Annotated in this window: 22 protein-coding genes; 13 read left to right on the top strand and 9 right to left on the bottom strand. The window is 66.9% G+C overall.

Annotation, left to right across the window (positions count from 1 at the left end):
• The first annotated feature begins 57 nt into the window (after nt 1-57).
• The 5 genes from ACI2JO_RS15485 (at nt 58) to ACI2JO_RS15465 (ending at nt 2,128) form a co-directional block, all read left to right on the top strand.
• Nucleotides 58-594, top strand: a complete 537-nt coding sequence (locus ACI2JO_RS15485) for a hypothetical protein (protein WP_404721511.1) — start codon at nt 58-60, stop codon at nt 592-594.
• Complete coding sequence (locus ACI2JO_RS15480; RefSeq protein WP_404721510.1) at nt 587-937, top strand: phage holin family protein; 351 nt, start codon at nt 587-589, stop codon at nt 935-937. Before ACI2JO_RS15485 ends, ACI2JO_RS15480 begins: the two co-directional genes overlap by 8 nt.
• The gene (locus ACI2JO_RS15475; protein ID WP_404721509.1) at nt 934-1,266 is read left to right on the top strand and encodes a hypothetical protein; all 333 of its coding nucleotides are present in this window, start codon (nt 934-936) and stop codon (nt 1,264-1,266) included. Before ACI2JO_RS15480 ends, ACI2JO_RS15475 begins: the two co-directional genes overlap by 4 nt.
• Nucleotides 1,263-1,712, top strand: coding sequence for a hypothetical protein (locus tag ACI2JO_RS15470; protein WP_404721508.1), 450 nt, complete (start codon nt 1,263-1,265; stop codon nt 1,710-1,712). The genes ACI2JO_RS15475 and ACI2JO_RS15470 overlap by 4 nt, the downstream gene beginning before the upstream one ends.
• Before the next feature lie 185 nt (nt 1,713-1,897).
• Nucleotides 1,898-2,128, top strand: coding sequence for a DUF4170 domain-containing protein (locus ACI2JO_RS15465; protein ID WP_159754392.1), 231 nt, complete (start codon nt 1,898-1,900; stop codon nt 2,126-2,128).
• A gap of 172 nt (nt 2,129-2,300) precedes the next feature.
• On the opposite strand, the gene ACI2JO_RS15460 is transcribed toward ACI2JO_RS15465, so the two are convergent.
• The 5 genes from ACI2JO_RS15460 to carA form a co-directional block, all read right to left on the bottom strand.
• On the bottom strand, nt 2,301-3,080 hold the full coding sequence (locus ACI2JO_RS15460; RefSeq protein WP_404721507.1) for an APH(3') family aminoglycoside O-phosphotransferase: 780 nt from the start codon (nt 3,078-3,080) through the stop codon (nt 2,301-2,303).
• A 1-nt stretch (nt 3,081) separates the two neighbouring features.
• Nucleotides 3,082-3,558, bottom strand: coding sequence for a transcription elongation factor GreA (greA, locus tag ACI2JO_RS15455; protein ID WP_404721506.1), 477 nt, complete (start codon nt 3,556-3,558; stop codon nt 3,082-3,084).
• A gap of 88 nt (nt 3,559-3,646) precedes the next feature.
• Nucleotides 3,647-6,991 (bottom strand): carbamoyl-phosphate synthase large subunit, encoded by a 3,345-nt coding sequence (carB, locus tag ACI2JO_RS15450; protein ID WP_404721505.1) that lies wholly within the window; start codon nt 6,989-6,991, stop codon nt 3,647-3,649.
• A complete protein-coding gene (locus tag ACI2JO_RS15445) occupies nt 6,991-7,479 on the bottom strand; it encodes a hypothetical protein (RefSeq protein WP_404721504.1) in 489 nt (162 codons plus the stop codon). The genes carB and ACI2JO_RS15445 overlap by 1 nt, the downstream gene beginning before the upstream one ends.
• Complete coding sequence (gene carA / locus ACI2JO_RS15440) at nt 7,476-8,642, bottom strand: glutamine-hydrolyzing carbamoyl-phosphate synthase small subunit (protein WP_404721503.1); 1,167 nt, start codon at nt 8,640-8,642, stop codon at nt 7,476-7,478. The genes ACI2JO_RS15445 and carA overlap by 4 nt, the downstream gene beginning before the upstream one ends.
• A gap of 95 nt (nt 8,643-8,737) precedes the next feature.
• Between carA and ACI2JO_RS15435 the strand changes: the two genes are divergently transcribed.
• The 7 genes from ACI2JO_RS15435 to ACI2JO_RS15405 all read left to right on the top strand — a co-directional run bounded on the left by ACI2JO_RS15435 (nt 8,738) and on the right by ACI2JO_RS15405 (nt 16,667).
• On the top strand, nt 8,738-9,190 hold the full coding sequence (locus ACI2JO_RS15435) for a GatB/YqeY domain-containing protein (RefSeq protein ID WP_404721502.1): 453 nt from the start codon (nt 8,738-8,740) through the stop codon (nt 9,188-9,190).
• 272 nt (nt 9,191-9,462) lie between these two features.
• Complete coding sequence (locus ACI2JO_RS15430; protein ID WP_404721501.1) at nt 9,463-9,804, top strand: GIY-YIG nuclease family protein; 342 nt, start codon at nt 9,463-9,465, stop codon at nt 9,802-9,804.
• Nucleotides 9,801-11,696: a DNA primase gene (gene dnaG, locus ACI2JO_RS15425; protein WP_404721500.1), complete on the top strand. Its 1,896-nt coding sequence runs from the start codon at nt 9,801-9,803 to the stop codon at nt 11,694-11,696. The genes ACI2JO_RS15430 and dnaG overlap by 4 nt, the downstream gene beginning before the upstream one ends.
• Entirely contained in the window at nt 11,696-13,723 is a 2,028-nt protein-coding gene (gene rpoD / locus ACI2JO_RS15420; RefSeq protein WP_404721499.1) for an RNA polymerase sigma factor RpoD, read from the top strand. Before dnaG ends, rpoD begins: the two co-directional genes overlap by 1 nt.
• Nucleotides 13,724-13,908: 185 nt before the next feature.
• Nucleotides 13,909-14,568 carry a DUF6975 family protein gene (locus tag ACI2JO_RS15415; protein ID WP_404721498.1) on the top strand — a complete coding sequence of 220 codons (660 nt, stop codon included), beginning with the start codon at nt 13,909-13,911 and terminating at the stop codon, nt 14,566-14,568.
• Nucleotides 14,569-14,637: 69 nt separating this feature from the next.
• On the top strand, nt 14,638-15,489 hold the full coding sequence (locus tag ACI2JO_RS15410; protein ID WP_404721497.1) for an AAA family ATPase: 852 nt from the start codon (nt 14,638-14,640) through the stop codon (nt 15,487-15,489).
• A complete protein-coding gene (locus ACI2JO_RS15405; RefSeq protein WP_404721496.1) occupies nt 15,489-16,667 on the top strand; it encodes a VWA domain-containing protein in 1,179 nt (392 codons plus the stop codon). Before ACI2JO_RS15410 ends, ACI2JO_RS15405 begins: the two co-directional genes overlap by 1 nt.
• A 230-nt stretch (nt 16,668-16,897) precedes the next feature.
• Here the strand turns inward: ACI2JO_RS15405 and ACI2JO_RS15400 are convergent, their stop codons facing one another.
• Nucleotides 16,898-17,296: a hypothetical protein gene (locus ACI2JO_RS15400; RefSeq protein WP_404721495.1), complete on the bottom strand. Its 399-nt coding sequence runs from the start codon at nt 17,294-17,296 to the stop codon at nt 16,898-16,900.
• Nucleotides 17,297-17,431: 135 nt separating this feature from the next.
• On the opposite strand from ACI2JO_RS15400, the gene ACI2JO_RS15395 reads away from it, so the two are divergent.
• Nucleotides 17,432-20,584 (top strand): TRCF domain-containing protein, encoded by a 3,153-nt coding sequence (locus ACI2JO_RS15395; protein ID WP_404721494.1) that lies wholly within the window; start codon nt 17,432-17,434, stop codon nt 20,582-20,584.
• A 260-nt stretch (nt 20,585-20,844) separates the two neighbouring features.
• Here ACI2JO_RS15395 and ACI2JO_RS15390 read toward each other — a convergent pair whose 3' ends face one another.
• The 3 genes from ACI2JO_RS15390 to ACI2JO_RS15380 all read right to left on the bottom strand — a co-directional run bounded on the left by ACI2JO_RS15390 (nt 20,845) and on the right by ACI2JO_RS15380 (nt 25,717).
• Entirely contained in the window at nt 20,845-22,146 is a 1,302-nt protein-coding gene (locus ACI2JO_RS15390) for an OmpP1/FadL family transporter (RefSeq protein ID WP_404721493.1), read from the bottom strand.
• 107 nt (nt 22,147-22,253) lie between these two features.
• Nucleotides 22,254-24,581, bottom strand: coding sequence for a 3-hydroxyacyl-CoA dehydrogenase NAD-binding domain-containing protein (locus tag ACI2JO_RS15385; protein WP_404721492.1), 2,328 nt, complete (start codon nt 24,579-24,581; stop codon nt 22,254-22,256).
• The gene (locus ACI2JO_RS15380; protein WP_404721491.1) at nt 24,581-25,717 is read right to left on the bottom strand and encodes a thiolase family protein; all 1,137 of its coding nucleotides are present in this window, start codon (nt 25,715-25,717) and stop codon (nt 24,581-24,583) included. Before ACI2JO_RS15380 ends, ACI2JO_RS15385 begins: the two co-directional genes overlap by 1 nt.
• Nucleotides 25,718-25,811 lie beyond the last annotated feature (94 nt).

The raw sequence follows: 25,811 nt of genomic DNA, 5'->3' as shown, positions 1-25,811 counted from the left end.
ATGGAACCGGCAGCCCGGCCACCGGGTTGTTTGACCTCGACCAGGGAAGGATGAATCATGGCCGATGAGCAGGATCGCGACACGCTCCAGCATTCCACTCCGGCGGACGCCGCGCCGCCGCCCGCCGACGCGTCGTTCACGCCGGCGGAGCCGTTGAAGAATGCGGGTGTCGATTTCACGCCTGAAGACAGCAGCGCCACTGGCAGCGGCAGCACGCTGACCGATGCCAAGCAGTCCGCGCGCGACTATGTCTCCAAGGGCCGTGAGCAGGCCGCCGACAAGGCGCGTGGCTTTGCGGAGGACGGCAAGGCGAAGGCGACCGATGCACTGACGCAGCTTTCGCACTTGCTGACGGACGCCGCCGGGCAGGTCGATGAGAAACTCGGCGCCAACTACGGTCAATATGCCCGCTCGGCCGCCGATCGCGTGCAGGGCTTCTCCAGCGCGATCGACCAGAAGAGCGTTGACGATCTGATCGCCGACGCGCGTGAACTGGTGCGTAAGAGCCCCGAGCTTGCCGTCGGCATCGCCGCCGGCCTGGGCTTCGTGGTCGCGCGGCTGGTCGGAGCCGCCGTCGATCAGCGCGATGCCTGATCACCTCGACGTGCACGACCGCGTGCTCCCGGACAGCATACCGCAGCTCGTCACGCAGCTCGCTACAGATGCGCGCGACGTGGCGAAGGCGGAGATCGCGCTTGCCAAGGCCAAGGCGCTGTTCACCGTCACGCGGTACAAGGCGGCGGCGATCCGCTTCGCCATCGCGGGCGTGCTCGGGCTGGCAGCGTTGATCGCGCTGTTGGTCGGCACGATCTTTTCGCTGGCGACGCTGATCGGCCCCGGCTGGGCGACGCTTGCTGTGGTCGGCGTGGTGCTGCTGATTGCTGCATTGCTGGCGCTGTCCGGCAAGTCGGCGCTCAAAACGGGACCGGCCGCATGACCGCCGCCGATGTGACGCTCGCCGAGGCGCGCGCCGCCGAGGCGCGCCGTCGCCTTGATGGAACCGTTGAGCGCTTGCAGACCGAGCTGGAACCGCGCCGCCTTGCCCGCGTCGCGCTCGCCGAGGTGACGGGGAGCGGCGAACGCGCCGTGCGTGTCGGCACCGAGGTGGCGCGCCGCAACCCCGGCGTGTTCGCCGGCGGCGCGACGTTGCTGTTCGCGTTGGTGACCGGGCGACAGGTCGCACGGCTGTTCGGCAAGAAGAAGCGTCAGAAGCGCCTGCCCTCTCCACAAGATTCCGCCACACCCGCCGAAAGGATCGGATCATGACCGAACATACCCACGATCAGGACCAGCATGGCCGGCTCCGCGACGGCGTCGACCATGCGCGCGAAGCCGCCTCGAACGCGCTCGACACCGCGCGCCACCGCGCCAGCGACGCTGCGCACGCCACCGCCGAGACGCTCGAGTCGAACCCGCTCGGCGTGCTCGTCGGCGGGCTGGTGCTCGGGGCAGCGGTCGCCGCCGTCCTGCCGCGCAGCCAGCGCGAGAAGGACCTGCTGGCCGGCGTCGGCCGCAAGATCAACACCGCCGCAGTCGCGGCGCTCGCGGCGGCCAAGGATGCCGGCCGCGCCGAGCTCGACCAATTGGGTCTGACCCCCAATGCCGCCCGCGATCAGGCGAAGTCGCTCTTCCAGGGCGTGCTGAAGGCCGCCGGCACCGCCGGCTCCGCGGCGGCGCAGGCGGGCAAGGAACAGGTCAAGAGCGCGTCCTGACCCCTTCAAACGCGCCGCGCGCCGCGCTAGGGAAAGGTCAGGCCGACCGCCCGACCGCGGCGCCGATCGGGTGACGAGGGAGAGCCGCGGGGCAAGCGATCGTGCTGCCCGCGGCTTTTCCGTGTTCCGGTGGCGACGCGGGCGGGCAGCGCGGTGATGGTTCAATCCCAAGCGGGAGCGCGTGCATGAGCAAGCTTCATCTGGTGTTCGGCGGACGCGTCAGCGATCCGCGCACCCTCGAATACAGCGACCTGTCGTCGATCGATATCGTCGGCGTCTTCCCTGACTATGCCAGCGCCGAAAAGGCGTGGCGCGCCGCCGCACAGCGCACCGTCGACGACGCCGAGATGAAGTACGTTGTGGTCCACCTCCACCGCCTGCTCGAGCCCGATCTGCTCGCCAAGCCGGCGGCGTAAGGCGCGACGTCGTCCCGGACTTGATCCGGGACCCGCTTCTTCCCACCGTTCGCGAAGAAGCGAGGCCCCGGATCAAGTCCGGGCCGACGAATAAGAAGTTCGATCGATCAATCGACGAACGGCCTAGCAAGCATCCAGGCCGCCCCGCGCTTACGTGCGGGTTACGAGCTAATCAGAGCAACTCGTCGAGTGCGTGGTGCAGGGCGCGTCGCGGTTCATCGAACCCGTCCATTCCCAGCGCTTCGAGAAAAGCACGCTGCGCCGCCTCGCCGAACCCGCCGAGGTCGCGCCAGCCGATGAAGATGTCGCGATACGGATCGCCGACGCCCAGCAGGCCGACATCGATACAGCCCGCGATCGTGCCGTCCTCCGCGACGATGATATTTCCTAGCGCGAAGTCTCCATGCACCACCACTGCGCCCTGAGCATGGCCGGCCAGTTCCTCGACCTTGGCGAGAACACGCTCAGCGCTCCACCCCTCGTGGGCGGAGTCGAAGTCGTCGACATCGACCAGTCCGTCGGCAACCATCCGGCGCACCATCGGCAGCCACGCCGCCACGCTTGAGTCGAATGGACAGTCGACCGTCGACAGACCGTGGAGCCGCTGGAGAAATGCCGCCATGCCCCGCGCAACCGATACGCTACGCACCGCACGATCCACCTTGATGAAGTCGACAGCCGGCACCCCCGGCACCGCGCTGGTCAGAAGCCACTCGGCGTCGTCCGCCGTCGCCGTCGCGATGACGACAGGCGCATGAATACGGCCGGCCAGCCATTGCAATCGTGCAATCTCGGCGACGACCAATTCGCGCGCCGTGCCGCGCCCGACCTTCAAGTACAAGTCGTCGTTCGCGCCGACGAGGCGGTAGACCTCGGCGCCCGATTGTCCATCGACAACGTTGATCAGACGACGATCACCGGCGTGAACGGCGATCGCGTCCGGCAGGTCCACGTCAGATGAACTCGATCTTCGACACCAGATAATAGCGCTCGCCCGCCGGCACCGACACCTCGACCTCGTCGTCGAGGCTGCGCCCGATCAGCGCGCGCCCCAGCGGCGAATTGTAGCTGATCCGACCGGTCTTGGCGTCGGCCTCGGTCTGGCCGACGATCTGATACTTCACCGGCTTCTCATCCTCGTCGAGCAGCGTGACGGTCGCGCCGAACACGATCTTGTCGCCCGACAGGTCGCGTGGATCGATGATCTGCGCGCGGCTCAATTTGTCCTCGATATCGGCGATCGTCGCCTCGACCTGACCCTGCCGCTCCTTGGCGGCATGATATTCGGCGTTTTCCGACAGATCGCCGTGCGCGCGCGCTTCCTCGATCGCATCCACGATCAGCGGGCGCTCGATCTTCAGCCGCTTCAGGTCGGCAGTCAGCTTTTCATAGCCTTCCTGCAACATCGGCATCTTTTCGACCGTCGCCATCGCCCTTGTCCTTCGTAAAAAACGCGTCCCCGGAAGCGGCCCTCTCCCTGCGAAGGCCGCCCCTTACATCAGCACATATGTCCGGGGATCAGTTGTGCGGCTGCGAATAATAGGATTGCAACGGCCGTACTTCAAGGTTGCGCACGCCATCGCCGGTCACAGCGGCATGGATCGCCTGTGCCGCCTGCACCGCAGCCGAGGCGGTGGTAAAGTATGGCACCTTTCCGTTCACCGCCGCGGCGCGGATCGGCTGCGAGTCCTTCAGGCTCTGCCAGCCCTCGGTCGTGTTGAAGATCAGCGCGATCGCGCCATCCTTGATCCGGTCGACGATATGCGGCCGCCCCTGCGCGACCTTGTTGACCGTCTCGACCGGCAGCCCGGCGCGCGACAGGTGATCGGCGGTGCCGGTCGTCGCGACGATCGTGAAGCCGGCGTCGACCAGTGCGCGCACCGCGGGGACGATCAGATCCTTGTCGCCGGACTTGACGCTGACGAACACCGCGCCGCCGGTCGGCAGCACGGTGCCCGCGCCCAGCTGCGACTTGGCGAAGGCGGTGGTGAAGTCGGTCGAGATGCCCATCACCTCGCCGGTGCTCTTCATTTCCGGCGACAGCACCGGATCGATGCCGGGGAAGCGCGCGAACGGGAACACCGCTTCCTTGACCGCGAAATAATCGATGTCGCGGTTGATCTTCGGCAGGTCGCGCAATTTTTCGCCCGCCATCACGCGGCTGGCGATCTTGGCGATCGGCGCGCCGATCGCCTTGGCGACGAACGGCACCGTGCGGCTGGCGCGCGGGTTGACCTCAATGAGGTAGACCTGCCCGTCCTTGACCGCGAACTGGATGTTCATCAGCCCGACGACGCTCAGCCCGCGCGCCAGCGCTTCGGTCTGTCGCTCGATCTCAGCGATGATCTCCGCCGGCAGCGAATAGGGCGGGATCGAGCAGGCGCTGTCGCCCGAATGGACACCAGCTTCCTCGATATGCTGGAGCACGCCCGCAACCACCACGTCCTCGCCGTCGCAGATCGCATCGACGTCGACCTCGATCGCATCGCGCAGATACTGATCGATCAGCACCGGCGCGTCACCCGACACCTGCACCGCGGTCTGGATGTAATCCTCGAGCTGCTGGTCGCTGTCGACGATCTCCATCGCGCGCCCGCCCAGCACGTAGCTGGGGCGCATCAGCACCGGATAGCCGATGCGGTTGGCGACGTTCAGCGCCTCCTCGCGGCTGCGCGCAATGCCGTTCGACGGCTGGAGCAGCTTCAGGCGGTTGACCAACGCCGCGAACCGCTCGCGATCCTCGGCCAGATCGATCGCGTCGGGCGAGGTGCCGAGGATCGGGATCCCCGCCTTCTCTAGCGCGCGCGCGAGGTTCAGCGGCGTCTGCCCGCCGAACTGCACGATCACCCCGACCAGCTCGCCCCGCGACTGTTCGACGTGCAGGATCTCCAGCACGTCCTCGGCGGTCAGCGGCTCGAAATACAGCCGGTCCGACGTGTCATAGTCGGTGCTCACCGTCTCCGGATTGCAATTGATCATGATCGTCTCATATCCGGCGTCCGCCAGCGCGAAACAGGCATGGCAGCAGCAATAATCGAACTCGATGCCCTGCCCGATCCGGTTCGGCCCGCCGCCCAGGATCACGATCTTGCGGCGATCCGACGGCTGCGCCTCGTTCTCGGGCTCGCCGAACGACGGCGCCTCATAGGTCGAGTACATGTACGGCGTCTTGGCGTCGAACTCGGCGGCGCAGGTGTCGATCCGCTTGAACACCGGACGAACGCCCAGCTTGAGCCGATGCTCGCGCACCTCGTCCTCGGTGACGCCGCCGGTCATCGCCTTGACCGCCTCGTGGATCAGCCCCGAGCCACGCGCGATTCCGCGCTCCATGCCGCGCAGATTCGCCGATTGCAGCGCCAGCCACGCCAGCCGCTTGTCGGAGAAGCCCATCGCCTTGAGCCGGCGCATTCCGGCCGCCTCGATCGGCAGCCCGTCCTTCATCACCTCGTTCTCGGCGGCGACGATCTCCGCCATCCGCTCGAGGAACCACGGATCGTATTTGGCGATCGCGTTCACCTCGGCGACGGTGAAGCCCTCGCGCAGCGCCTGCGCCGCGACCAGCAGCCGGTCGGGCGTCGGCGAGGCGAGCGCCGCCTCGATCTCGGCGCGCGGCGCGCCGACCAGCCGCTCGACATGGTTGAAGCCCGACAGCCCGGTTTCCAGCCCGCGCAACGCTTTTTGCATCGATTCGTGGATGTTGCGGCCGATCGCCATCACCTCGCCGACCGATTTCATCGCGGTGCCCAGCACCGCCTCGGCGCCCTTGAACTTCTCGAACGCGAAGCGCGGGATCTTGGTGACGACATAGTCGATCGTCGGCTCGAAGCTCGCCGGGGTCGCGCCGGTGATGTCGTTCTCGATCTCGTCGAGCGTGTAACCGACCGCCAGCTTGGCGGCGACCTTGGCGATCGGGAAGCCGGTCGCCTTCGACGCCAGCGCCGACGAGCGCGACACGCGCGGGTTCATCTCGATGACGATCAGGCGGCCGTCCTTCGGATTGACCGCGAACTGCACGTTCGACCCGCCGGTCTCGACGCCGATCTCGCGCAGCACCGCGATGCTGGCGTTGCGCATGATCTGATATTCCTTGTCCGTCAGCGTCAGCGCCGGCGCGACCGTGATCGAGTCGCCCGTATGGACGCCCATCGGATCGACATTCTCGATCGAGCAGATGATGATGCAATTGTCCGCGCGGTCGCGGACCACCTCCATCTCATATTCCTTCCAGCCGAGCAGCGACTCCTCGATCAGCACCTCGGTGGTCGGCGACGCGTCGAGCCCCTTGCGGACGATCTCGATGAATTCCTCGCGATTGTACGCGATCCCGCCGCCGGTGCCGCCCAAAGTGAAGCTCGGGCGGATGATCGCGGGCAGCCCGACCTTCTCCAGCCCCTCCAGCGCTTCCTTCTCGCTATGCGCGATATGGCTGCGCGCGCTTTCCAGCCCGATCTTGTCCATCGCGTCGCGGAACTTCAGCCGGTCCTCGGCCTTGTCGATCGCATCGGCATCGGCGCCGATCATCGTCACGCCGAACTTCTCCAGCGTGCCGTCGCGGAACAGCGCAAGGGCAGTATTGAGCGCGGTTTGCCCCCCCATGGTGGGAAGAACCGCGTCCGGACGCTCACGTTCGATGATCCTTGCGACAACTTCCGGCGTGATCGGCTCTACATAGGTCGCGTCGGCCAGCTCGGGATCGGTCATGATCGTCGCCGGGTTCGAATTGACCAGGACGATGCGATAGCCCTCTTCCTTGAGCGCCTTGATCGCCTGCGTGCCCGAATAATCGAACTCGCACGCCTGCCCGATGATGATCGGACCCGCGCCGATGACGAGGATGGAGGAGATGTCGGTGCGTTTGGGCATTAGTAGCGCGCCTGCTTGATGACGAAGACAGAATTGATCATTGCCGGCAGCTGCCCTTCCTCAAGGTCAAACGTGCCGCCGTTGGACGACAATGGGCAGGTTCTTCGGATCAGATTCGGAAAGTCCTTCAGGTTCAGCAGGATCAGCCGCTGGATCCGCTCCGCCGGTATGCCCCGCTTCAGCGGTACGTTGATCCCGATCTTGCGATAGGCGGGCACCTCTTGTCCGATCCCGTTCCGGGCGCGGCCGCAGTCCACCGTCGTCAACAGGCTCATCCCCGCATCGGTGCGGGACACGTTGAGTCGCGGGTAGCCGATGTATTCCGCGGAACAGAGCGGCTGCCCATCCGCACCGACCGGATCGGCGGGGCATGACAGCGACCACTGAAACTGCGTCAATACTGGCGGCTTGCCCGCCTGCTGCGCCGCCGCTCCAGGCGTGAGTTGGAGCGCGAGCAAGACACCAAAAACTTGTCTTGCCACGCTCACGCCAGAAGTCCCACGAACCGCTCGAAAAGATAGAAACTATCCTGCGGCCCCGGGCTCGCCTCAGGGTGGTACTGCACCGAGAACGCCGGCCGGTCGGTCAGCTCCAGCCCCGCGTTCGACCCGTCGAACAGCGACACATGCGTCTCGCGCGCGTTCGCGGGCAGCGAGTCGCGCTCAACCGCGAAGCCGTGGTTCATGCTGGTGATCTCGACCGCGCCGTCCTGCACACGCTTGACCGGATGGTTCGCGCCGCGATGCCCCTGGAACATCTTGGTCGTCCGCGCGCCGACCGCCAGCGCCAACAACTGATGTCCCAGGCAGATGCCGAACAGCGGCTTGCCGGTGTCGAGCAATTGCCGGATCACCGGCACCGCATATGCGCCGGTCGCCGCGGGATCGCCGGGGCCGTTCGACAGGAAGATGCCGTCCGGATTCAGCGCCATGATCTCTTCGAACGTGGCGCTGGCCGGCACCACCGACACCTTCGCACCGGCCTGGACCAGATTGCGGAAAATGTTGAACTTGCTGCCATAGTCGATCGCGACGACGTGCGGGCGCTCGCCATCGTTGCCAGCGTCATAGCCGAAGCCGAGCTTCCAGATGCCGCCCGCCCATGTCCCGTGCGTCTCGCGGGTCACGTCCTTGGCGAGGTCCATGCCCTCCAGCCCCGGCCAGCCGCGCGCCATCTTGAGCAGCGCTTCGAGGTCGAATTCACCGGACGGCGAATGCGCCACCACGCCGTTCGGCGCGCCGCCCGAGCGGATGCGCCGTGTCAGCGCGCGCGTGTCGATGCCGGCCAAGCCGATGCGCGTGTGGCGCTTCATCCAGCCGTCGAGATTCTCCATCGCACGGAAATTGCTTGGCGCGGTCGGGTCCTCGCGGACGATCATGCCCAGTGCGTGCGGGTTGTCCGCCTCGACGTCGTCGGGGTTCGCGCCGACGTTGCCGATGTGCGGGAAGGTGAAGGTGATGATCTGCCCGGCGAAGGACGGATCGGTCATGATTTCCTGATAGCCGGTCATCGCGGTGTGGAAGCACACCTCGCCGACAGCGGCGCCCTCCGCGCCGAAGCCGCGCCCCCACGCGACCTCTCCATTGGCCAGAACGAGGACGCCAGTGGCGCCGTCGGGCATGGGGGCGTGCGGAAACTCAGGCTCGGCCATGATGGGCGGGCACTCCTTGAAAGGGTCGGCAATGTCGCTAAGCCCCGCCCGCTAGAGACGCATCGGCGATGCGTCAATCTGTTAAGGACGAGTAGATGATTCGCGACGACATCAAGGCAGCGCAGATCGCGGCGATGAAGGCCGGCGACAAGGAAGCGCGCGGCGCTATCGGCTTGATTCAGGCCGCGATCAAGAATCGCGACATCGAGGCACGCACCGGATCGGCGCCGACCGACGATGACGCGCTGGTGATCGAGGTTCTGCAGAAAATGGTGAAGCAGCGCCGCGAATCGATCGCGATGTACGAGCAGGGCGGCCGCGCCGAACTCGCTGCCGCCGAGGCCGCCGAGGTCGCGGTGATCGAGCGCTTCCTGCCGGCGCAGATGAGCGAGGAGGAGACGAAGGCAGCGATCGAGTCGATCAAGGCCGATCTCGGCGCGAGCGGCATGAAGGACATGGGCCGCGTAATGGCCGAACTGAAGGCCCGCCACGCCACGACGCTCGACATGAGCAAGGCGAGCGGGCTGGTGAAGGCGGCGCTGGCCTGACGCGGGCCGATCGGGTTGTCATGATCGCGCGCCAAGTAGGAAGCGCTGATCGCTGGTGACTGGTCGAGGCTTTCGCGGCTGGCGACTGCGTCCGGGGCACGTCCTTCGACAAGCTCAGGACGAACGGAAGGGGGAGCGGAAGGCGGTTCGGGCATAAGGGATCGCCCGGGGGGACGTATCACCCTCTCCTCCGTTCGCGCTGAGCCTGTCGAAGCACGTGCCCCACCACGCGGCGTATCGACCTTGCGGCCACATTGTGGCAGGCGCAGCCGATGGTCTTTTGGGCATATCTCCTTCGGTGCGGCGACGGCAGCTACTACGCCGGCCACACCGACGACCTGCCCGCGCGAATCGGTTTGCACAATGCAGGACGTGGCAGCGACTATACCGCGCGCCGTCGTCCGGTAGAGCTGGTCTGGTCGCAGGAGTTTCCGACCCGCATCGAGGCGCTGGAAAGCGAACGCCGCATCAAGGGCTGGTCGCGCGCCAAGAAGGAGGCGCTGATCGCGGGAGACTGGTCGAGGCTTTCGCGATTGGCGACTGCGTCCGGGGCACGTCCTTCGACAAGCTCAGGACGAACCGAAGTCAGCGTGGCAGCGGAAATGTCCGCATGAGTCTCACCCCCGCCTTCCTCGACGAACTCCGCGCACGCACCTCGCTGACCGCGCTCGTCGGCAAGACCGTCAAGCTCACCCGCGCCGGCCGCGAGTCGAAGGGCTGCTGCCCCTTCCACAACGAGAAGACGCCCAGCTTCTACGTCAATGACGACAAGGGCTTCTATCATTGCTTCGGCTGCTCGGCGCATGGCGACGCGATCCGCTGGCTCACCGATCATCAGGGCCTGCCGTTCATGGATGCGGTGAAGGAACTCGCCGCCGCCGCCGGGATGGAGGTTCCCGCCCCCGACGCGCGCGCCGCGCAGCGTGCGGAGAAGGCGAAGTCGCTCCACGACGTCATGCAGGCCGCCGCCGACTGGTTTACCCAGCAACTCGGCGGGATCGACGGTGCGGAAGCGCGCGCGCTGCTCGACCGGCGCGGGATCAAGGACGCGACGCGCAAGGCGTTCGGCTTCGGCTTTGCCCCCGACGCGCGCGGCCGGCTGCGGACCGCGCTCAAGGACTTCGGCGACGACATGCTCGTCGAGGCCGGGCTGCTGATCCAGGTCGAGGGCAAGGAGCCCTATGACCGGTTCCGCGGCCGGCTGATGATCCCGATCCGCGACCCGCGCGGCCGCGTGATCGCGTTCGGCGGGCGGATCATCGGCGAGGGCGAGCCGAAATATCTCAACTCGCCCGACACCCCGCTCTTCGACAAGGGCCGCACGCTCTACAACCTCGATCGCGCGCTGCCCGCCGCGCGCAAGACCGCGCGGCTGTTCGTGGTCGAGGGCTATATGGACGCGATCGCGCTGGCGCAGGGCGGGATCGGCGAGACCGTCGCCCCGCTCGGCACCGCACTGACTGAGCAGCAGCTCGAACGGCTGTGGCGGGTGGTCGACGTCCCGGTGCTGTGCTTTGACGGCGACAAGCCCGGGCAGAAGGCCGCGCTCCGTGCCGCGCACCGCGCGCTGCCGATGCTCGCGCCCGGCCGCAGTCTCGGCTTTGCGACGCTTCCCGAGGGGCAGGACCCGGACGACCTGATGCGCGCGAAGGGCGCACAAGGGTTCGAGGCGCTGGTACGCGAAGCGGAGCCGCTCGCCGATCGCTTGTGGAAGCACGAACTCGCCGCCGAGCCGCTCGATACGCCCGAACAGCGCGCCGGGCTTAAGAAGCGGCTGAACGATCTTGCCGAGACGATCGCCGACCCGTCGGTGAAGGCCGAATACAGGGCCGAGTTCCGCAACCGCTTCGACGAGCGCTTCGCGCGCCAGCGGCAGCCGTTCCAGCAGCGTCAGCCTTTCTACCCGATGGGACAGCGCAAGCCCGGCCAGAAATGGTCGCCGCCCCCGCCCCCCGTCACCGAGGATGCCAAGAAGGTTGGCGCCGCCGGCAATATCGACCGCGTGCTCGCCAAGGCGGTGCTCGCCGGGCTGATCCGTCATCCTGCGGAGATCGCGCGGCACATGGAAGTTCTCGGCAGTCTCAAGCTCGCCGACGGCGCGCTCGGACGGCTGTTCGAGGCGGTAGTCGATGTCGCGCTGGAGGACCGCCGCACCGTGCCGCTTGATAGCGGCGGGCTCGTCACCATATTGGCGCGGTCCGGTTTCGAGGCGATCGCCCACGATCTACTGCGAGCCGATACGATGCCCTATTCGTTCACCCGTGCCGGTGGCGACGAAAAACTTGCGCGCGAGGACCTCGACGAGGCGATCGCGGTGTTGATCGCGCGGCCGGAGGTGGATGCAGCGCTCGCCGAGGCAACCTCGGCGATGCAGACGCATTTCACCGACGAGGCGTTCGAACGGCAGGTGGCATTGGTGAACGAACAGCGTGCGCTCGACGAGCGACTTGCAAATCTGGTGCAGGCAAACGAAGACGCCCGCGCGCTTGGACCCGAGGACGATTGATGGCGAAGATGAACGGTGGCGGTGCTGACGAAGGCGCGGAAGTGGCCGATGCTCCGCTGATCGACCTGAACGACGCGAACATCAAGAAGCTGATCGCGCGCGCCAAGAAGCGCGGCTACATTACCTACGACCAGCTCAACGAAGCGCTCCCGCAGGATCAGATGTCCTCCGACCAGCTCGAGGACGTCATGTCGGCGCTCAATGAGATGGGCGTCAACATCGTCGAAAACGAGGAAGCGGGCGAGGACGGCGAGACCGAGGAGCGCGCCGACGACGAGGAGCAGGAGGCCGTCGACGGGGAAGCCGACGGTTCCGCCCCGGCGGTCGAGAAGAAAAAAGAGACGATCGATCGCACCGACGATCCGGTCCGCATGTACCTGCGCGAGATGGGGGCCGTCGAGCTGCTGTCGCGCGAGGGCGAGATCGCAATCGCCAAGCGCATCGAGGCGGGTCGCGACACGATGATCCTCGGGCTGTGCGAAAGCCCGATCACCTTCAACGCGATCATCGACTGGTCGACCGCGCTCAACGAAGGCACGATGCAGCTGCGCGAGATCGTCGATCTCGACGCGATGCTCTCCAAGGGTCCGTCGGCCGAGCAGGTCGAGGGCGCCGAGGACGATTCGGGCGAGATCAGCGCCTCGAACGCCGGGCCGCAGTTCAAGGAAGAGGACGAGCCCGAGGAAGCGCCCGCCGACGACGATGACGACATGACCGAGCGTCGTGCGCCGCGTCCGTCCGACGAGGAGGAAGAGGACAATACCCTCAGCCTCGCGCAGATGGAGGAAACGCTCAAGCCGCAGGCGCTGGAGAAGTTCGCCAACATCACCGCGATTTACCGCAAGTTCTCCAAGATGCAGGAGAGCCGGCTGGAGGCGATGAGCGGCGGGATCGAGCTGTCGGCGGCCGAGGAGCGCAAGTACCAGAAGCTGCGCGAGGACCTCACCGCCGAGGTCGAGAGCGTCCAGTTCCACCAGACCAAGATCGAGTATCTGGTCGACCAGCTCTACAGCTACAACCGCCGGCTGACGACGCTCGGCGGGCAGATGCTGCGGCTGGCTGAGCGCCACAAGGTCAACCGCAAGGATTTCCTCGAGCGTTACATGGGGCATGAGCTGGACGAGGGCTTCCTCGCTTCGGTCACCGGGCTCGACAAGAAGTGGACGGCGTTCGCGACCAACGAGGTCGCGGCGGTCGATCGCATCCGCACCGAGATCAGCGAAATCTCGCAGCAGACCGGCATGGCGCTCAGCGAGTTCCGCCGCATCGTCAACATGGTCCAGAAGGCGGAGCGCGAGGCGCGCATCGCCAAGAAGGAGATGGTCGAGGCGAACCTGCGGCTGGTGATCTCGATCGCCAAGAAATACACCAACCGCGGCTTGCAGTTCCTGGATCTGATCCAGGAGGGCAACATCGGGCTGATGAAGGCGGTCGACAAGTTCGAGTACCGCCGCGGCTACAAGTTCAGCACCTACGCGACCTGGTGGATTCGTCAGGCGATCACCCGCTCGATCGCGGATCAGGCGCGCACGATCCGCATCCCGGTCCACATGATCGAGACGATCAACAAGCTGGTGCGCACCAGCCGCCAGTTCCTGCACGAGCAGGGCCGCGAACCGACCCCGGAGGAGATGGCCGAGCGCCTCTCGATGCCGCTGGAGAAGGTCCGCAAGGTGATGAAGATCGCCAAGGAGCCGATCAGCCTCGAAACGCCAATCGGCGACGAGGAGGATTCGCATCTCGGTGATTTCATCGAGGACAAAAACGCGGTGATCCCGGTCGATGCCGCGATCCAAGCGAACCTCAAGGAAACCGTCACGCGGGTGCTGGCGTCGCTCACGCCGCGTGAGGAGCGCGTGCTGCGGATGCGGTTCGGGATCGGGATGAATACCGATCACACGCTGGAAGAGGTCGGCCAGCAATTCTCGGTCACGCGCGAGCGTATCCGGCAGATCGAGGCAAAGGCGCTGCGCAAGCTCAAGCATCCGTCGCGCAGCCGCAAGATGCGCAGTTTCCTCGACCAATAAGGCTTTGGGGGAGAGCGGGCGATCTCGTTCTCCCCGGCCTTTCGGCGTGCAATCTGGGTCATCAACTGCCTGATCTGGCCGGTTCGACGTCATTCTGTAAACCCGCCCTTTACATCCCCGCGCTATGGTTGCCGTCGACTGCCGTGCCGCTGCTGGCCGGCGGGCGGTACTGAGCGGAGGAAAGCGTGACGATCGCGATTGACAAGCGGCCTCAGGGTTGCGCTGCGACGATCCTTGCGATGGTCGCCAGTGACGGTACCGCCGCCGCGCCGCACGCCCGCGCTCTGGCCCTGCCGAGCGCAACGCTGCGCGACATCGCCGATGCGGTTCACGCGCTTTGCGTCATCCATGGTTCCTTTCCCGGCATCGTCGACCATGCGTTTAGCGGCTCGACCGATCCTTTCGCGCGCGACTGGCTGGAGCAGGCAGCGAATGCCGTCAGCACGGAACGCGCGCTGCTGGTCCGGCTCACCGCGGCCGTCGGCCCGCTGCCGTCGACGCCCGGTCAGGCCGCATCGCAAGCCGCGATCCTCGGCCAGCGCAACGCGCTGGAACTGCTGTCACGTTCCGACCGCGCGGGTTGTGCGACCGGCACCGCCATCGCGTTCGTGCTCGACTGGGTCGCGGTGCGCGGCGTGCTGGACAGTTGCGCGCGCCGTATGGCGCTGCCGACCGGCGAGCCATTCATGGCCGCCGCGCATCAGGCGATGGCGCTGCTGAAGGCGATCGAGGCAAGCGCATCGGTCGAACGGGCGATGGCATTCGGTGCACAACAGATGCTCGCGCAGCATCGTGGACTGTGGCAATTGCTGGAATCACGCGCCGCCGCCCGTCAGGCGATGTAGCGCTTCGCCTTGCGCGGCCGGGCGCTGCCGCTATCCATACCCGATCTTCGATCAGGATTGGGTTGAGCGATGCAGCGCTTCGAGGGTACGCAGGATTATGTCGCGACCGACGATCTGAAGATCGCGGTCAACGCCGCGGTTGCGCTACGCCGGCCGTTGCTGGTCAAGGGCGAGCCGGGCACCGGAAAGACCGTGCTGGCGCAGGAGATCGCCCGCGCGGCCGGTGCCGAACTGATCGAGTGGAACGTCAAGTCGACCACCAAGGCGCAGCAGGGTCTGTACGAATATGATGCGGTCGCGCGGCTGCGCGATGGGCAGCTGGGTGACCCGCGCGTGCACGACATTGCAAATTACATCCGCCGCGGCAAATTGTGGGACGCGTTCACCCGCCCCACTCCGCCGGTGCTGCTGATCGACGAGATTGACAAGGCGGACATCGAATTCCCGAACGATCTGTTGCAGGAACTCGATCGGATGGCATTCCACGTCTACGAAACCGGCGAGACGGTGCGCGCCGCCCAGCGCCCGATCGTGGTCATCACATCGAACAACGAGAAGGAACTGCCCGACGCTTTCCTGCGCCGCTGCTTCTTCCACTATATACGCTTCCCCGATCGCGAGACGATGCAGGCGATCGTCGACGTGCATTTCCCCGGCATCCAGAAGCTGCTGGTCGGCCGCGCGCTCGACATTTTCTACGAGGTCCGCGAGGTGCCCGGCCTCAAGAAGAAGCCGTCAACCAGCGAGTTGCTCGACTGGCTCAAGCTGCTGCTCCACGAGGACATGCCGCTCGACGTCCTCCAGAACCGCGATCCGACCAAGGCGATCCCGCCGCTGCACGGCGCGTTGCTCAAGAACGAGCAGGACGTCATGCTGTTCGAGCGGCTGGCGTTCATGGCGCGCCGGGCACCGCGCGGCTAATGTTCCTCACGTTCCTCGATCAGCTCCGTGCCGCCGGCATCCCGGCGGGAATGAAGGAGCATCTTCTGTTGCTCGAGGCGTTGCAGGCTGAGGTGATCGAACGCAGCCCGGAGCAATTCTACCATCTGTCGCGCGCGATCTACGTCAAGGACGAGGGGCTGTACGACCGCTTCGATCGGGTATTCGGGCTCGTCTTCAAGGGTTTGGAAACGAGCTTCGCGGCTGCCGACGGGGCAATCCCAGACGAATGGCTGAAGGCGATCGCCGAACGCTATCTGTCGGCGGAGGAAAGGGCGAATATCGCGGCGCTCGGCTCATGGGACGAGATCATGGACACGCTCCGCCAGCGGATGGAGGAGCAGCACGCCCGACATCAGGGCGGGTCGAAATGGATCGGCACCGGCGGCACCAGCCCGTTCGGCAACGGCGGCTACAATCCCGCCGGCGTGCGGATCGGCGGCGAGTCGCGCCACCGCCGCGCGATCAAGGTGTGGGAACAGCGCGAGTTTCGCGATCTCGACAACAGTCGTGAGCTGGGCACGCGCAATATCAAGGTCGCGCTTCGCCGGTTGCGCCGCTTCGCGCGCGAGGGCGCAGCCGACGAGCTGGACATCGACGCGACAATCGCCGGCACGGCGCGCCGCGGCTGGCTCGACGTCGCGATGCGACCCGAGCGACGCAACGCCGTCAAGCTGTTGCTCTTCCTCGACGTCGGCGGGTCGATGGACCCCTTCATCCGACTCTGCGAGGACCTGTTCTCCGCCGCGACCGCCGAGCTTAAGCATCTTGAATTTTTCTACTTCCACAATTGCCCCTATGAGGGCGTGTGGAAGGACAACCGCCGCCGGTTTCAGGAGCGCATGCCGCTGTGGGACATACTCCATCGTTTCGGTCACGATCATAAGCTGGTGCTTGTCGGCGATGCGTCGATGAGCCCGTATGAGATCACCCAGCCGGGCGGATCGGTCGAACACATGAACGACGAGCCCGGCGCGGTGTGGATGCAGCGGCTGACCGCCACCTACCCCGCCGCGGCGTGGCTCAACCCGCTACCGGAAGCACATTGGGACTATACCGCATCGGTCGGAATGATTCGTGAGCTGATGAGCGGGCGCATGTATCCGCTAACCCTCGACGGGCTTGACGCGGCGATGCGCGAGCTCACCCGGAAACGCTGAACAGTTGCGATTCCCGCAGCCATCATCGCGCAGGTTGCAATTGCTGCAACACGCTTCCTTCACCAAATGAATGCCACACGCTGCACCGCAGCAAAGCAATCTTTTGTGAGGCCGTGATGCTCTACCTCGTTTACCTGATCGCCCAATATCGCAACCAGGCTCGCGCGCGCACCGAAGCAGCGAACGACACCGACGTCCGTCACGCTGCCTGAGCCGCGTCCGCGCAGCGCCTATCTCGTGGCGCTGCGCACGTAAGGCGTGAAGGTACCAAGCAACAACGGTGCCTTGGGGATACCCGACTCGCGGGTCAGCGGACGTACCCGATCGTTGCGGCACAATTGGCCGCCGAACGGCTCGGTGATCAGAATATCGTCATCGTCGAGCGTCTCCGCACGCGCCTGCGGCACGTTGACGTAGATGCGCGATCCGACGCGCCATGTGAGCGCCCGCTCCGAGATGATTTGCACCGAGTTATTGTCATTCGGGCTCACCGGAATACAGCGCACCGGCGCCTCCGCCACCCGCCCTTTCAGCAGTTTCGCCATATCCTCATCAGGGCTCGACCGGGCAGCGTGCGCGGGAGCGGCGAAGGTGGCGACCAGCGCGGCGGCGACGATCATGTTCTTCATGGATGACCTTCTGGCGCACGCTGGCTGAACCATCGCTGACCCATGGCCATCCATAACTGATCTGAAGCAAGTGGATGATCCCGGAACGACGGAGGGTCGCGGCCCGTTTCGACGATCTATGGACGCTCTCCGCTGATGCCCGCCGTCGATACCGCCGCGCCGCTATCCGTCGCCGAACAGGCCGCGATGCTTGCCGAACTGCTGGTAAAGCAGAATGTTATCGTGGCGCTCGCCGACGATGTCCGTGCTGCCGCCGTCGCGCAGGCGCTTGAGGCGGCGATGCCGACTGTGACCGTGCTATTCTGCCCCGGCAGCGACGCGCTGCCCGGTGAGGATGCGCCCCCCTCCCCCGCCAACGTCGGCCAGCGCGTCTCCGCATTGCGCCGCGCTCGCCGGCTTGGCGCGGAAAAGCATCCGCCGCGGGTGGCACTCGTCACCACCGGTGAGGCGCTGGCGCGCGCCTATCCCGCGCCCGCCGCCTTCGACTCGGTACCGCCAACCGTCAGGCACGGTGCGCCGCTCGATCTTGCCGCGCTGTTCGCCGAACTCGAAGACCTCGGCTATATCAGCGATGAGCGGGTCGACGAGCCCGGCGAGGTTGCGCTGCGCGGACAAGTGCTCGACGTCTTTCCCGCCGACGCGGCGCTGCCGCTTCGTGTTGAAGTGGCTGACGGCAAGGTGGTTGCGCTGCGCTGCTACGATCCCGCCGACCAACGCTCGATCGACGATGTCGCTGAACGCGAACTCGGACGCGTCGCCGAACCTGCCGCTGGCGACGACCGCACCACTCTGCTCGATCATTTGCCCGGCGCAACCGTGATCGTCGACGATGCCGCCGACGAGCGACGCCGCCGTTTCCTGACGCTCGTCGCGGACGCAACCCGCCGCGCGCCCAAGCGCGCCGCGCGCGACGTAATCGATGACCGCGCTTGGCGAGTGGCGTTCGATGCCCGCGAGAGGCAGGCGCTGGCCCGAGAAGGCGAGCCGCCGCCGCGCTTCGCCGAGCAGAAAGCGCCGCTGCGGGCGTTCGCCAGACTGGCAACGGAGGCATGCGACGCCGGGGATCGCGTCGTGCTGCTTGGCAGCGCGCGTGATCTGCGCTTCTTGCGAACTCGGGTCGCCAAGGTGCTCGGCGACGAGCCCGCCACGGTCGACGCCTGGGCCAAGGTCTCCGTGGCGAAACGGGGCACGTTACTCGCGCTCGAATGGGCCGCCGACCGCGGCTTCCGGCGCAAGGGCGTACTCGCGATCGCCGCCGCCGACCTGCTGGGGAGCCGCGCCGAGCGCGAGCAACGAACGATCGCCTCGACCGACGCCGGTCTGCTCGATGTCGGCGAAATCCGGATCGGCGATGTCGTCGTCCACGAGGATCACGGGATCGGCGTTGTCGCCGGGCTTGAACAACTTCCCGACGATGGCGGCGACGCGATCAAGCTGACCTACGCGCAGGACGGCGTGCGGCTGGTGCCGGTCGGCGAGGCCGACCGCATCTGGCGCTACGGCGCGGAGGCGGATGCGGTGACACTCGACCGGCTCGACGGGTCGAGCTGGCAGAAACGCCGCGGCGAGATCGACGCCGCGATTGCGCAGAGCGCGCGCGATCTTACCGCGCTCGCCGAGGAACGCGCCGCACGCGATGCGCCGGTTCTCGACCCGGACCCCGCCGCTTATGAGCGGTTCGCGGCCGGCTTCGCCTTCACCGAAACCGCCGATCAGGCAAAGGCGATCGCCGCGGTGCGCGCTGACTTGGCTGCCGGGCGGCCGATGGACCGGCTGGTGATCGGCGACGTCGGCTATGGCAAGACCGAGGTCGCCCTTCGCGCCGCCGCGCTCGCCGTGCTGGCGGGCAAGCAGGTCGCGATCGCCGCGCCGACCACCGTGCTCGCACGCCAGCATCTCGACACCTTCACCGCGCGCTTCGAGGGCAGCGGCATCGAGGTCGCGGGGCTATCGCGATTGTCGAGCGCCGCCGAAAAGAAGCGCGTCAAGGCCGGGTTGGCGGATGGCTCGATCCAGATCGCCGTTGGCACCGGCGCTGTCGCGGGTAAGGGCGTGGTCTACAAGGATCTCGCGCTGGTCGTCATTGACGAGGAACAGCGCTTCGGAGCGGCGGACAAGGACAAGCTGCGCGGGCTGTCGGCCGGGCACGTCCTGACCCTGTCGGCAACACCGATCCCGCGGACGCTGCAGTCCGCGCTGGTCGGTCTGCAGCAATTGTCGATCATCGCCACCCCCCCTGCCCGCCGCCAGCCGATCCGCACCGCCGTCGGCGGCTTCAACCCCGAGACGCTGCGCGCCGCGCTGTTGCGCGAGAAGAGCCGCGGCGGGCAGAGCTTCGTCGTGGTACCCCGCATCACCGACATGGCGCCGCTTGCCGAACAGCTCGGCAAGCTCGTGCCCGATCTCGAGGTAATCCAGGCGCATGGCAAATTGCCCGCCGACGATCTCGACGCGGCGATGGTGCGGTTCGGGCGCGGCGAAGGCGACGTGTTGCTCGCCACGAACATCATCGAGGCCGGACTCGACGTTCCGCGCGCCAACACGATGGTGATCGCGCACGCCGACCGCTTCGGTCTGTCGCAGCTCCATCAGCTGCGCGGACGCGTCGGGCGCGGCAGCCGGCGCGGACAGGTGTTGTTGTTCACCGATCCGGACCACGAGATCGCTCCGCGCACGCTCAAGCGGCTGCGGACGCTGGAGGCGTTCGACCGGCTCGGCGCGGGGTTCGCGATCAGCGCGCGCGACCTCGACATGCGCGGCGCGGGCGACCTGCTCGGCGAGACGCAGGCCGGGCATATGAAGCTGATCGGCATCGATCTTTACCAGCAATTGCTCGAAGGCGCGCTGCGCCGCGCACGCGGCGAGGAGGTCGAGCGCTGGACTCCCGAGCTGCACCTCGGGGTCGAGGGACGTCTGCCCGAAACGTGGATTCCCGACGAGGAACTTCGGGTGACGATCTACGCCCGGCTGGCGCGGATTACCGAGGCGGTGTCGCTCGATGCGCTGGAGGAGGAACTGGAGGACCGGTTCGGCGCGCTCCCGGACGAGGCGTGCACCTTGCTGGCGACCGCGAGGTTGCGCGTGGATGCAAGCGCGGCGGGCATCGCCAAGGTCAGCGCGGGGCCGGCGGCGGTGGCGCTGGAGCCGCATAACGGGACCGCGATCGATGCGGCGGCGTTCGGGCTGGAGCAGAAGGAACGGCGCTTCCTGCTGCGCGAGCGGATCGACGATCCGTATGCCCGCCTGGAACGCGCGGGCGAGCTGGTGCGCGAGCTGGCCGAGGCGTGAGCGCCCGGGTGTTGGCGAAGGTGGCGCAGAACGAGGGGTGAAGCGCTCCTTGTGGTGTCGTCGTGCGCGCTCGGGCTTTTACGATAGCAGTTGTTGGATGGTGTAGGACACAGCCTCCTACCCATCCGTCGTCATTCCCGCGAAGGCGGGAATCCAGACGCGCAGGTCGTTGCAGGAGTCCCGACGCCAGAGGTTCTGGATTCCCGCCTTCGCGGGAATGACGGAGTCGGGGAGGAAGCGGCTTCCTCCCCTCGCACGCATCAGAAGCGCACGCGACCGCCGAGTGACAGCACCACGGCGTGTGCGTCCTCCAGCCGGCCGTTGACGAGGATCGGGGTCTGCACACCGGTGCCGGCATAGGCGGCTGTCGTGCGGTCGATCGTCGCATCGGCGAAGTCGACGTAATTGGCCGCGGCATCCAGCGAGAAGTGCGGGGTGACGTCGAACGATGCACCCAGCGCGTAATTCCAGCGATTGGCGTCGGGCACGCGCGCATCGCGCTCGCCGTCGCGGGTCGGGGTCAGCGTGCGTTGCGCACCGCCACGTACCGTGAGGCGCGGCGACACGGCATAGTCGACGCCCGCCGCATAGCTCCAGATGCTGCGATAGTTCTCGGGCAGCGCGGCGTTGATCGGCGCGCCGAGGCGGATCGCATCGAACTTCTCCCAGGTCGAGCGGATCGTCTGCGCATTGAGCGTCAGCCGGTCGGTGGCGCGGAAGCGGCCGCCGACCATGATCTGCGCGGGCGTGTAGAAGGTCGCCTCGACCCCGTTGAGGACACGGTTCTGGCGTTCGAGCGACCCGAGCAGCCCGCTGACGGTCAGGTCGCCCTTGAGGTTATGTTTGATCGCCGACTTGTAGCTGACGCCGACCGTCGCCCAGTCGTTGTGCATCTGGAAGCCCGCGCTCCAGCCCACGTCCCAGCCGTCGCCTTTTAGCGTCTGGTTGCCGTCGGGAAGCGTCGCCGAAAGGTTGGGCAAGGCATTGCCGAGGCTGGCGTCGACGTGCTCGACATTGGCGGCGCCGCCGACGCGCAACCAGTCGGTGACCGCGACCGCGACCGACGGCTGGATGTCGAAGGTGCGCAGATAGGTGCGATCGGCGCTGTAGCGCGCCCAGCTGTCGCTGCTGTAATCGGTCGTAAAGCTGTACGGCGACGTCACCGCCAGCCCGACCGCGAGCCGGTCGCCCAGCGGCACCGCCACCGCACCCGACGGCAGCACGCCCTTGTTGATCGGATCGCGCGACGTTGATGAACCGCCGACCGGCGCGAAGGTGCCGCCCGGACGGCGGATCACGGTGCCGTTGTCGACCACGTCACCCTTTGGAAGGATCACCGACGCACTGACGGTTGCCTCGGCGCGCTCGATCCCGGCGATCGCCGCCGGATTCCACCACAGCGACGCCGCGCCGGTGTCGGCGGTCTCGCCCGAGAAGGCGCGGCCCGCGCCGCGTGCCGCCTGCTCCTGAAGGTAGAAGGCCTGTGCGTGCGCGACGCCGGCGAGAGCGGACGATGCAGCAAGCACGGTCGCCGTGGCGATGATGCGGTGACGGGTATTCATGGCGATCCTCATGTCTTTTTGTGTCTGGGCCCGGTGTTCCTGCGTCCCGCTTCGTTGAACGCAAGATGAATCGCTTCCCCGCCCGAGCCGACGGGGAAGGATGTGGGTCAATTTCGCAACGGTTTGCCCGTCATCAACATGCTCTCGACGCGCGCATGGGTACGCTCGTCATGCGCGCTTTCCATGAAGGCGTCGCGCTCCAGATCGAGCAATTGCTGCTCGGTGACGGTGTCGACCAGATCGGCCTCGCCGCCGGTCAGCACGTTGGCGAGCCGCCCGGCGACCACCTCGTCATAGGCTGTGGCGACGCCCTTGCGGCGGAAGTCGGCGACCGCGCCGGCCAGCCCGGTGCGCCCGCTCGCGCCCGGCAGGCGGAAGGTCGGCGGCTCGGGCGGGGTGTAGCCGTCGACCAGCGCCAGCGCCTTCGCCTTGGCATCGGCGAGCAGCCGGTCGCGGTTCATGGTGATCCCGTCGGAGGGGCGCAGGAACGCCATCTCCTTCGCCTGCGCCGCCGAGCGCGACACCTGCGCGGTCGAGATCAGCTCGAACGCCTTCATCACCGCCGGCATCGGCCCGCGCGGCATGCCCTTCGATGTGGCGAGCCGGTCGAGCAATTCGCCATGGCCGCCCCAGCCGGGGACCAGTCCGACCCCGGCCTCGACCAGCCCGATATAGCTTTCGGCGTGCGCCTGCACCGCGTCGGAGTGGAGCAGCACCTCGCAGCCGCCGCCTAGCGCCATGCCGGCGGGGGCGCTGACCACCGGGAACGGCGCGTATTTTAGCGCCTTGAACGCCTGCTGCCCGCCGACGATCAGCTTCTCGATCTCGCCCCATGCCCCGGCCTTCACCGCGAACAAGGCGAGCCCGAGGTTGGCGCCGGCCGAGAAGTTGCTGCCCTCGTTATAGATCACCAGCGCCTTGAACCGCTCCTGCACCAGCGGGATCGCCTGCTGGATCAGGCTGGCGACCTCGCCGTCGAGCGCGTTCATCTTGGCCGTGAATTCGAGGCACAGCACGCCGTCGCCGATGTCCCACAGCGCGGCCGACGCGCTTTTCGCGACCGGCTGCGAACGGCGCTTGATGTCCTCCAGCAGCACCACACCCTCGGCGCGCGGCACGTCGTGATAGGTGCCGTCGCTGCCGAGATACTGGCGCACGCCGCCCTCGACGCGGTAGAACGGACGGTCGCCGGCGGTGTCGAGGATCGTGGGCACGGCGCGGCCTTCGACGCGCAGCCGCTCGGCGAGCTTGCCCGGCCCGAGCCGGTCGATCAGCTCGAACGGCCCGAACTTCCAGTTATAGCCGAGCTTCATCGCGTCATCGATCGCGACGATATCGTCGGCGGCCTCGCCGACCAGCATCGCGGCATAACCCAGCACGCTGCCGAGGATCGTCCACGCATAGTCGCCGACCTTGCCGGGGACGGTGACGAGCGCGGCGAGATCCTTTTCGGCGGCGGCGGGCAGCCCCTGGGGCTTGGCCTCGGGGCGATAGTCGCCGGTGGTCAGGTCGATCGCCAGCTTGGTGCGCTTGCCATCCGCGCTTTTGTCGAGCCGGTAGAAGCCGCCCTTGCCCTTGCGCCCGGTGAAGCCCTCCGCGATCATCCGGTCGACCAGCGGCATCGGACGGACGGTGTCGAAATACGGATCGCCCTGCGGCAGCGTGTCCGACAGGCTCTTGGCGAGCAGCGGCATCAGGTCGACGCCGACGAGGTCGATCAGCGCGAAGATGCCGGTCTTGGGCACGCCCATCGGTCGCCCGCCGATCTGGTCGGCTTCCTCGACGGTCAGCCCCTGGTCGATCGCGGCATTGACCGCGACCGCCAGCCAATAGGTGCCGATGCGGTTGGCGATGAAGCCCGGCGTATCCTTGGCGCGGACGATCCGCTTGCCCATGAAGCGGTCGACGAAGTCCTCGACCTTGCCTGCGGTGCCCGCATCGGTGTCGGTGCCGCGGACGATCTCGACCAGCCGCATGTAGCGCGGCGGATTGAAGAAGTGCGTGATGAGGAAGTCGCTGCGGAACTGCTCGCTGCGGCCCTCGACCAGCCGTTCGAGCGGGATCGTCGAGGTGTTCGACGACACCGCGGTGCCGGGACGCTTCAGTTGCTCCAGCTTGGCATAAAGCGATTGCTTGATGTCGAGCCGCTCGACGATCGCTTCGACGATCCAGTCGCATTCGGCGACGCGCGTCAGATGGTCGTCGATGTTGCCGATCTCGACCAGCTTCGCCGCCGCCTTGGACATGAACGGCGCGGGTTCGGTCTTGAGCATTTTCGCGACCGCGCCCTTGGCGACCGCGTCGCGATCGTCACCCTGCTTCGCGGGAATGTCGAGCAGTAGCACCGGCACGCCGGCATTGGCGACCTGCGCCGCGATCCCCGCGCCCATCACGCCCGCGCCGATCACACAGACCTTTTTAATGTTGTCGGTCATCACACGCGCTCCAGCACGGTGGCGATGCCCTGCCCGCCGCCGATGCACTGCGTGGCGAGCGCATAGCGCTTGCCTTCGCGTGCAAGCAGCGCGGCGGCCTTGCCGACGATCCGCGCGCCGGTCGCGCCGAGCGGGTGGCCGATCGCGATCGCGCCGCCGTCGAGGTTGATCGTCTCTTCCTTGAGCCCGAGGTCACGGATGCAGGCGATCGCCTGCGACGCGAACGCCTCGTTGATCTCGACGATATCCAGGTCGCTGGCGGCGATGCCGGCGCGCTCCAGCGCCTTCTTCGAGGCGCCGATCGGGCCGAGCCCCATCGTCTCGGGATCGCAGCCCGACACGCTGATCGCCTTGATCCTGGCGAGGATCGGCAGGTTGTGCTTCTTGGCGAAGTCCTCCGACGTGACGAGCACCGCGCTGGCACCGTCGGTCAGCGGCGAGGAGGTGCCGGCGGTCACCGAGCCGTCTGCCGAGAAGGCCGGCTTGAGCCCGGCAAGCGCCTCGGCAGTGGTGTCAGGGCGCAGCGTGCCGTCCTGATCGACCGCGCCGGCCTTGGTGATGATCGCGACGATCTCGTCGGACAGGCGGCCGTCCTCGCGCGCCGCCGCCGCCTTCTGCTGGCTCTTCACCGCAAAGGCTTCCTGCTCGGTGCGGGTGATCTGGTACTTTTGCGCGACATTCTCGGCGGTCTGACCCATGCCCATGTACGCGCCCGCGCTCTTGGCGGCGAGTTCGGGGTTGGGGAGCGGGTTGTAGCCGCCCATCGGCACGCGGCTCATCGACTCCAGCCCGGCACAGATATACGCCTCGCCCGCGCCGACCGCGATCTGCCCCATCGCGATGTGGATCGCGCTCATCGACGAGCCGCAGAAGCGGTTGACGGTCATCCCGCCCACCGACAGCGGCAGATCGGCGAGCAGCCCGATCATCCGCGCGACGTTCAGCCCCTGCTCGCCCTCTGGGAAAGCGCAGCCGAGCACGATGTCCTCGATCAGCGATGCGTCGACGCCGGTCTTCTCGATCAACCCGCGGATCGTCTGCGCGGCAAGGTCGTCGGGCCGGACCCGCGCCAGCGCGCCCTTGCCCGCCAGGTGGAAAGGCGACCGGGCATAGCCGGCAATCACGACGTCGGTCATCGGTAACCCTCTCGATGCGATAAGTTGGCTACCGTTTACGTCAACGTCAGTGTAGGCTCAAGAGGATTTCACTCCGTCGCCTCTGCGAAGGCAG

The organism is Sphingomonas sp. NPDC079357 (assembly GCF_044901155.1).
GTDB lineage: Bacteria > Pseudomonadota > Alphaproteobacteria > Sphingomonadales > Sphingomonadaceae > Sphingomonas.
Note: the sequence above shows the minus strand (reverse complement) of the source record. Positions and strands in the feature narration are given on the sequence as shown.

Excerpts from the sequence above, each read along its gene's own strand:
- ACI2JO_RS15485 (WP_404721511.1), top strand. The coding sequence starts at position 58 with ATGGCCGATGAGCAGGATCGCGACACGCTCCAGCATTCCACTCCGGCG.
- ACI2JO_RS15480 (WP_404721510.1), top strand. The coding sequence starts at position 587 with ATGCCTGATCACCTCGACGTGCACGACCGCGTGCTCCCGGACAGCATA.
- ACI2JO_RS15475 (WP_404721509.1), top strand. The coding sequence starts at position 934 with ATGACCGCCGCCGATGTGACGCTCGCCGAGGCGCGCGCCGCCGAGGCG.
- ACI2JO_RS15470 (WP_404721508.1), top strand. The coding sequence starts at position 1,263 with ATGACCGAACATACCCACGATCAGGACCAGCATGGCCGGCTCCGCGAC.
- ACI2JO_RS15465 (WP_159754392.1), top strand. The coding sequence starts at position 1,898 with ATGAGCAAGCTTCATCTGGTGTTCGGCGGACGCGTCAGCGATCCGCGC.
- greA (WP_404721506.1), bottom strand. The coding sequence starts at position 3,558 with ATGGCGACGGTCGAAAAGATGCCGATGTTGCAGGAAGGCTATGAAAAG.
- carB (WP_404721505.1), bottom strand. The coding sequence starts at position 6,991 with ATGCCCAAACGCACCGACATCTCCTCCATCCTCGTCATCGGCGCGGGT.
- carA (WP_404721503.1), bottom strand. The coding sequence starts at position 8,642 with ATGGCCGAGCCTGAGTTTCCGCACGCCCCCATGCCCGACGGCGCCACT.
- ACI2JO_RS15435 (WP_404721502.1), top strand. The coding sequence starts at position 8,738 with ATGATTCGCGACGACATCAAGGCAGCGCAGATCGCGGCGATGAAGGCC.
- ACI2JO_RS15430 (WP_404721501.1), top strand. The coding sequence starts at position 9,463 with ATGGTCTTTTGGGCATATCTCCTTCGGTGCGGCGACGGCAGCTACTAC.
- dnaG (WP_404721500.1), top strand. The coding sequence starts at position 9,801 with ATGAGTCTCACCCCCGCCTTCCTCGACGAACTCCGCGCACGCACCTCG.
- rpoD (WP_404721499.1), top strand. The coding sequence starts at position 11,696 with ATGGCGAAGATGAACGGTGGCGGTGCTGACGAAGGCGCGGAAGTGGCC.
- ACI2JO_RS15410 (WP_404721497.1), top strand. The coding sequence starts at position 14,638 with ATGCAGCGCTTCGAGGGTACGCAGGATTATGTCGCGACCGACGATCTG.
- ACI2JO_RS15405 (WP_404721496.1), top strand. The coding sequence starts at position 15,489 with ATGTTCCTCACGTTCCTCGATCAGCTCCGTGCCGCCGGCATCCCGGCG.
- ACI2JO_RS15400 (WP_404721495.1), bottom strand. The coding sequence starts at position 17,296 with ATGAAGAACATGATCGTCGCCGCCGCGCTGGTCGCCACCTTCGCCGCT.
- ACI2JO_RS15395 (WP_404721494.1), top strand. The coding sequence starts at position 17,432 with ATGCCCGCCGTCGATACCGCCGCGCCGCTATCCGTCGCCGAACAGGCC.
- ACI2JO_RS15390 (WP_404721493.1), bottom strand. The coding sequence starts at position 22,146 with ATGAATACCCGTCACCGCATCATCGCCACGGCGACCGTGCTTGCTGCA.
- ACI2JO_RS15385 (WP_404721492.1), bottom strand. The coding sequence starts at position 24,581 with ATGACCGACAACATTAAAAAGGTCTGTGTGATCGGCGCGGGCGTGATG.
- ACI2JO_RS15380 (WP_404721491.1), bottom strand. The coding sequence starts at position 25,717 with ATGACCGACGTCGTGATTGCCGGCTATGCCCGGTCGCCTTTCCACCTG.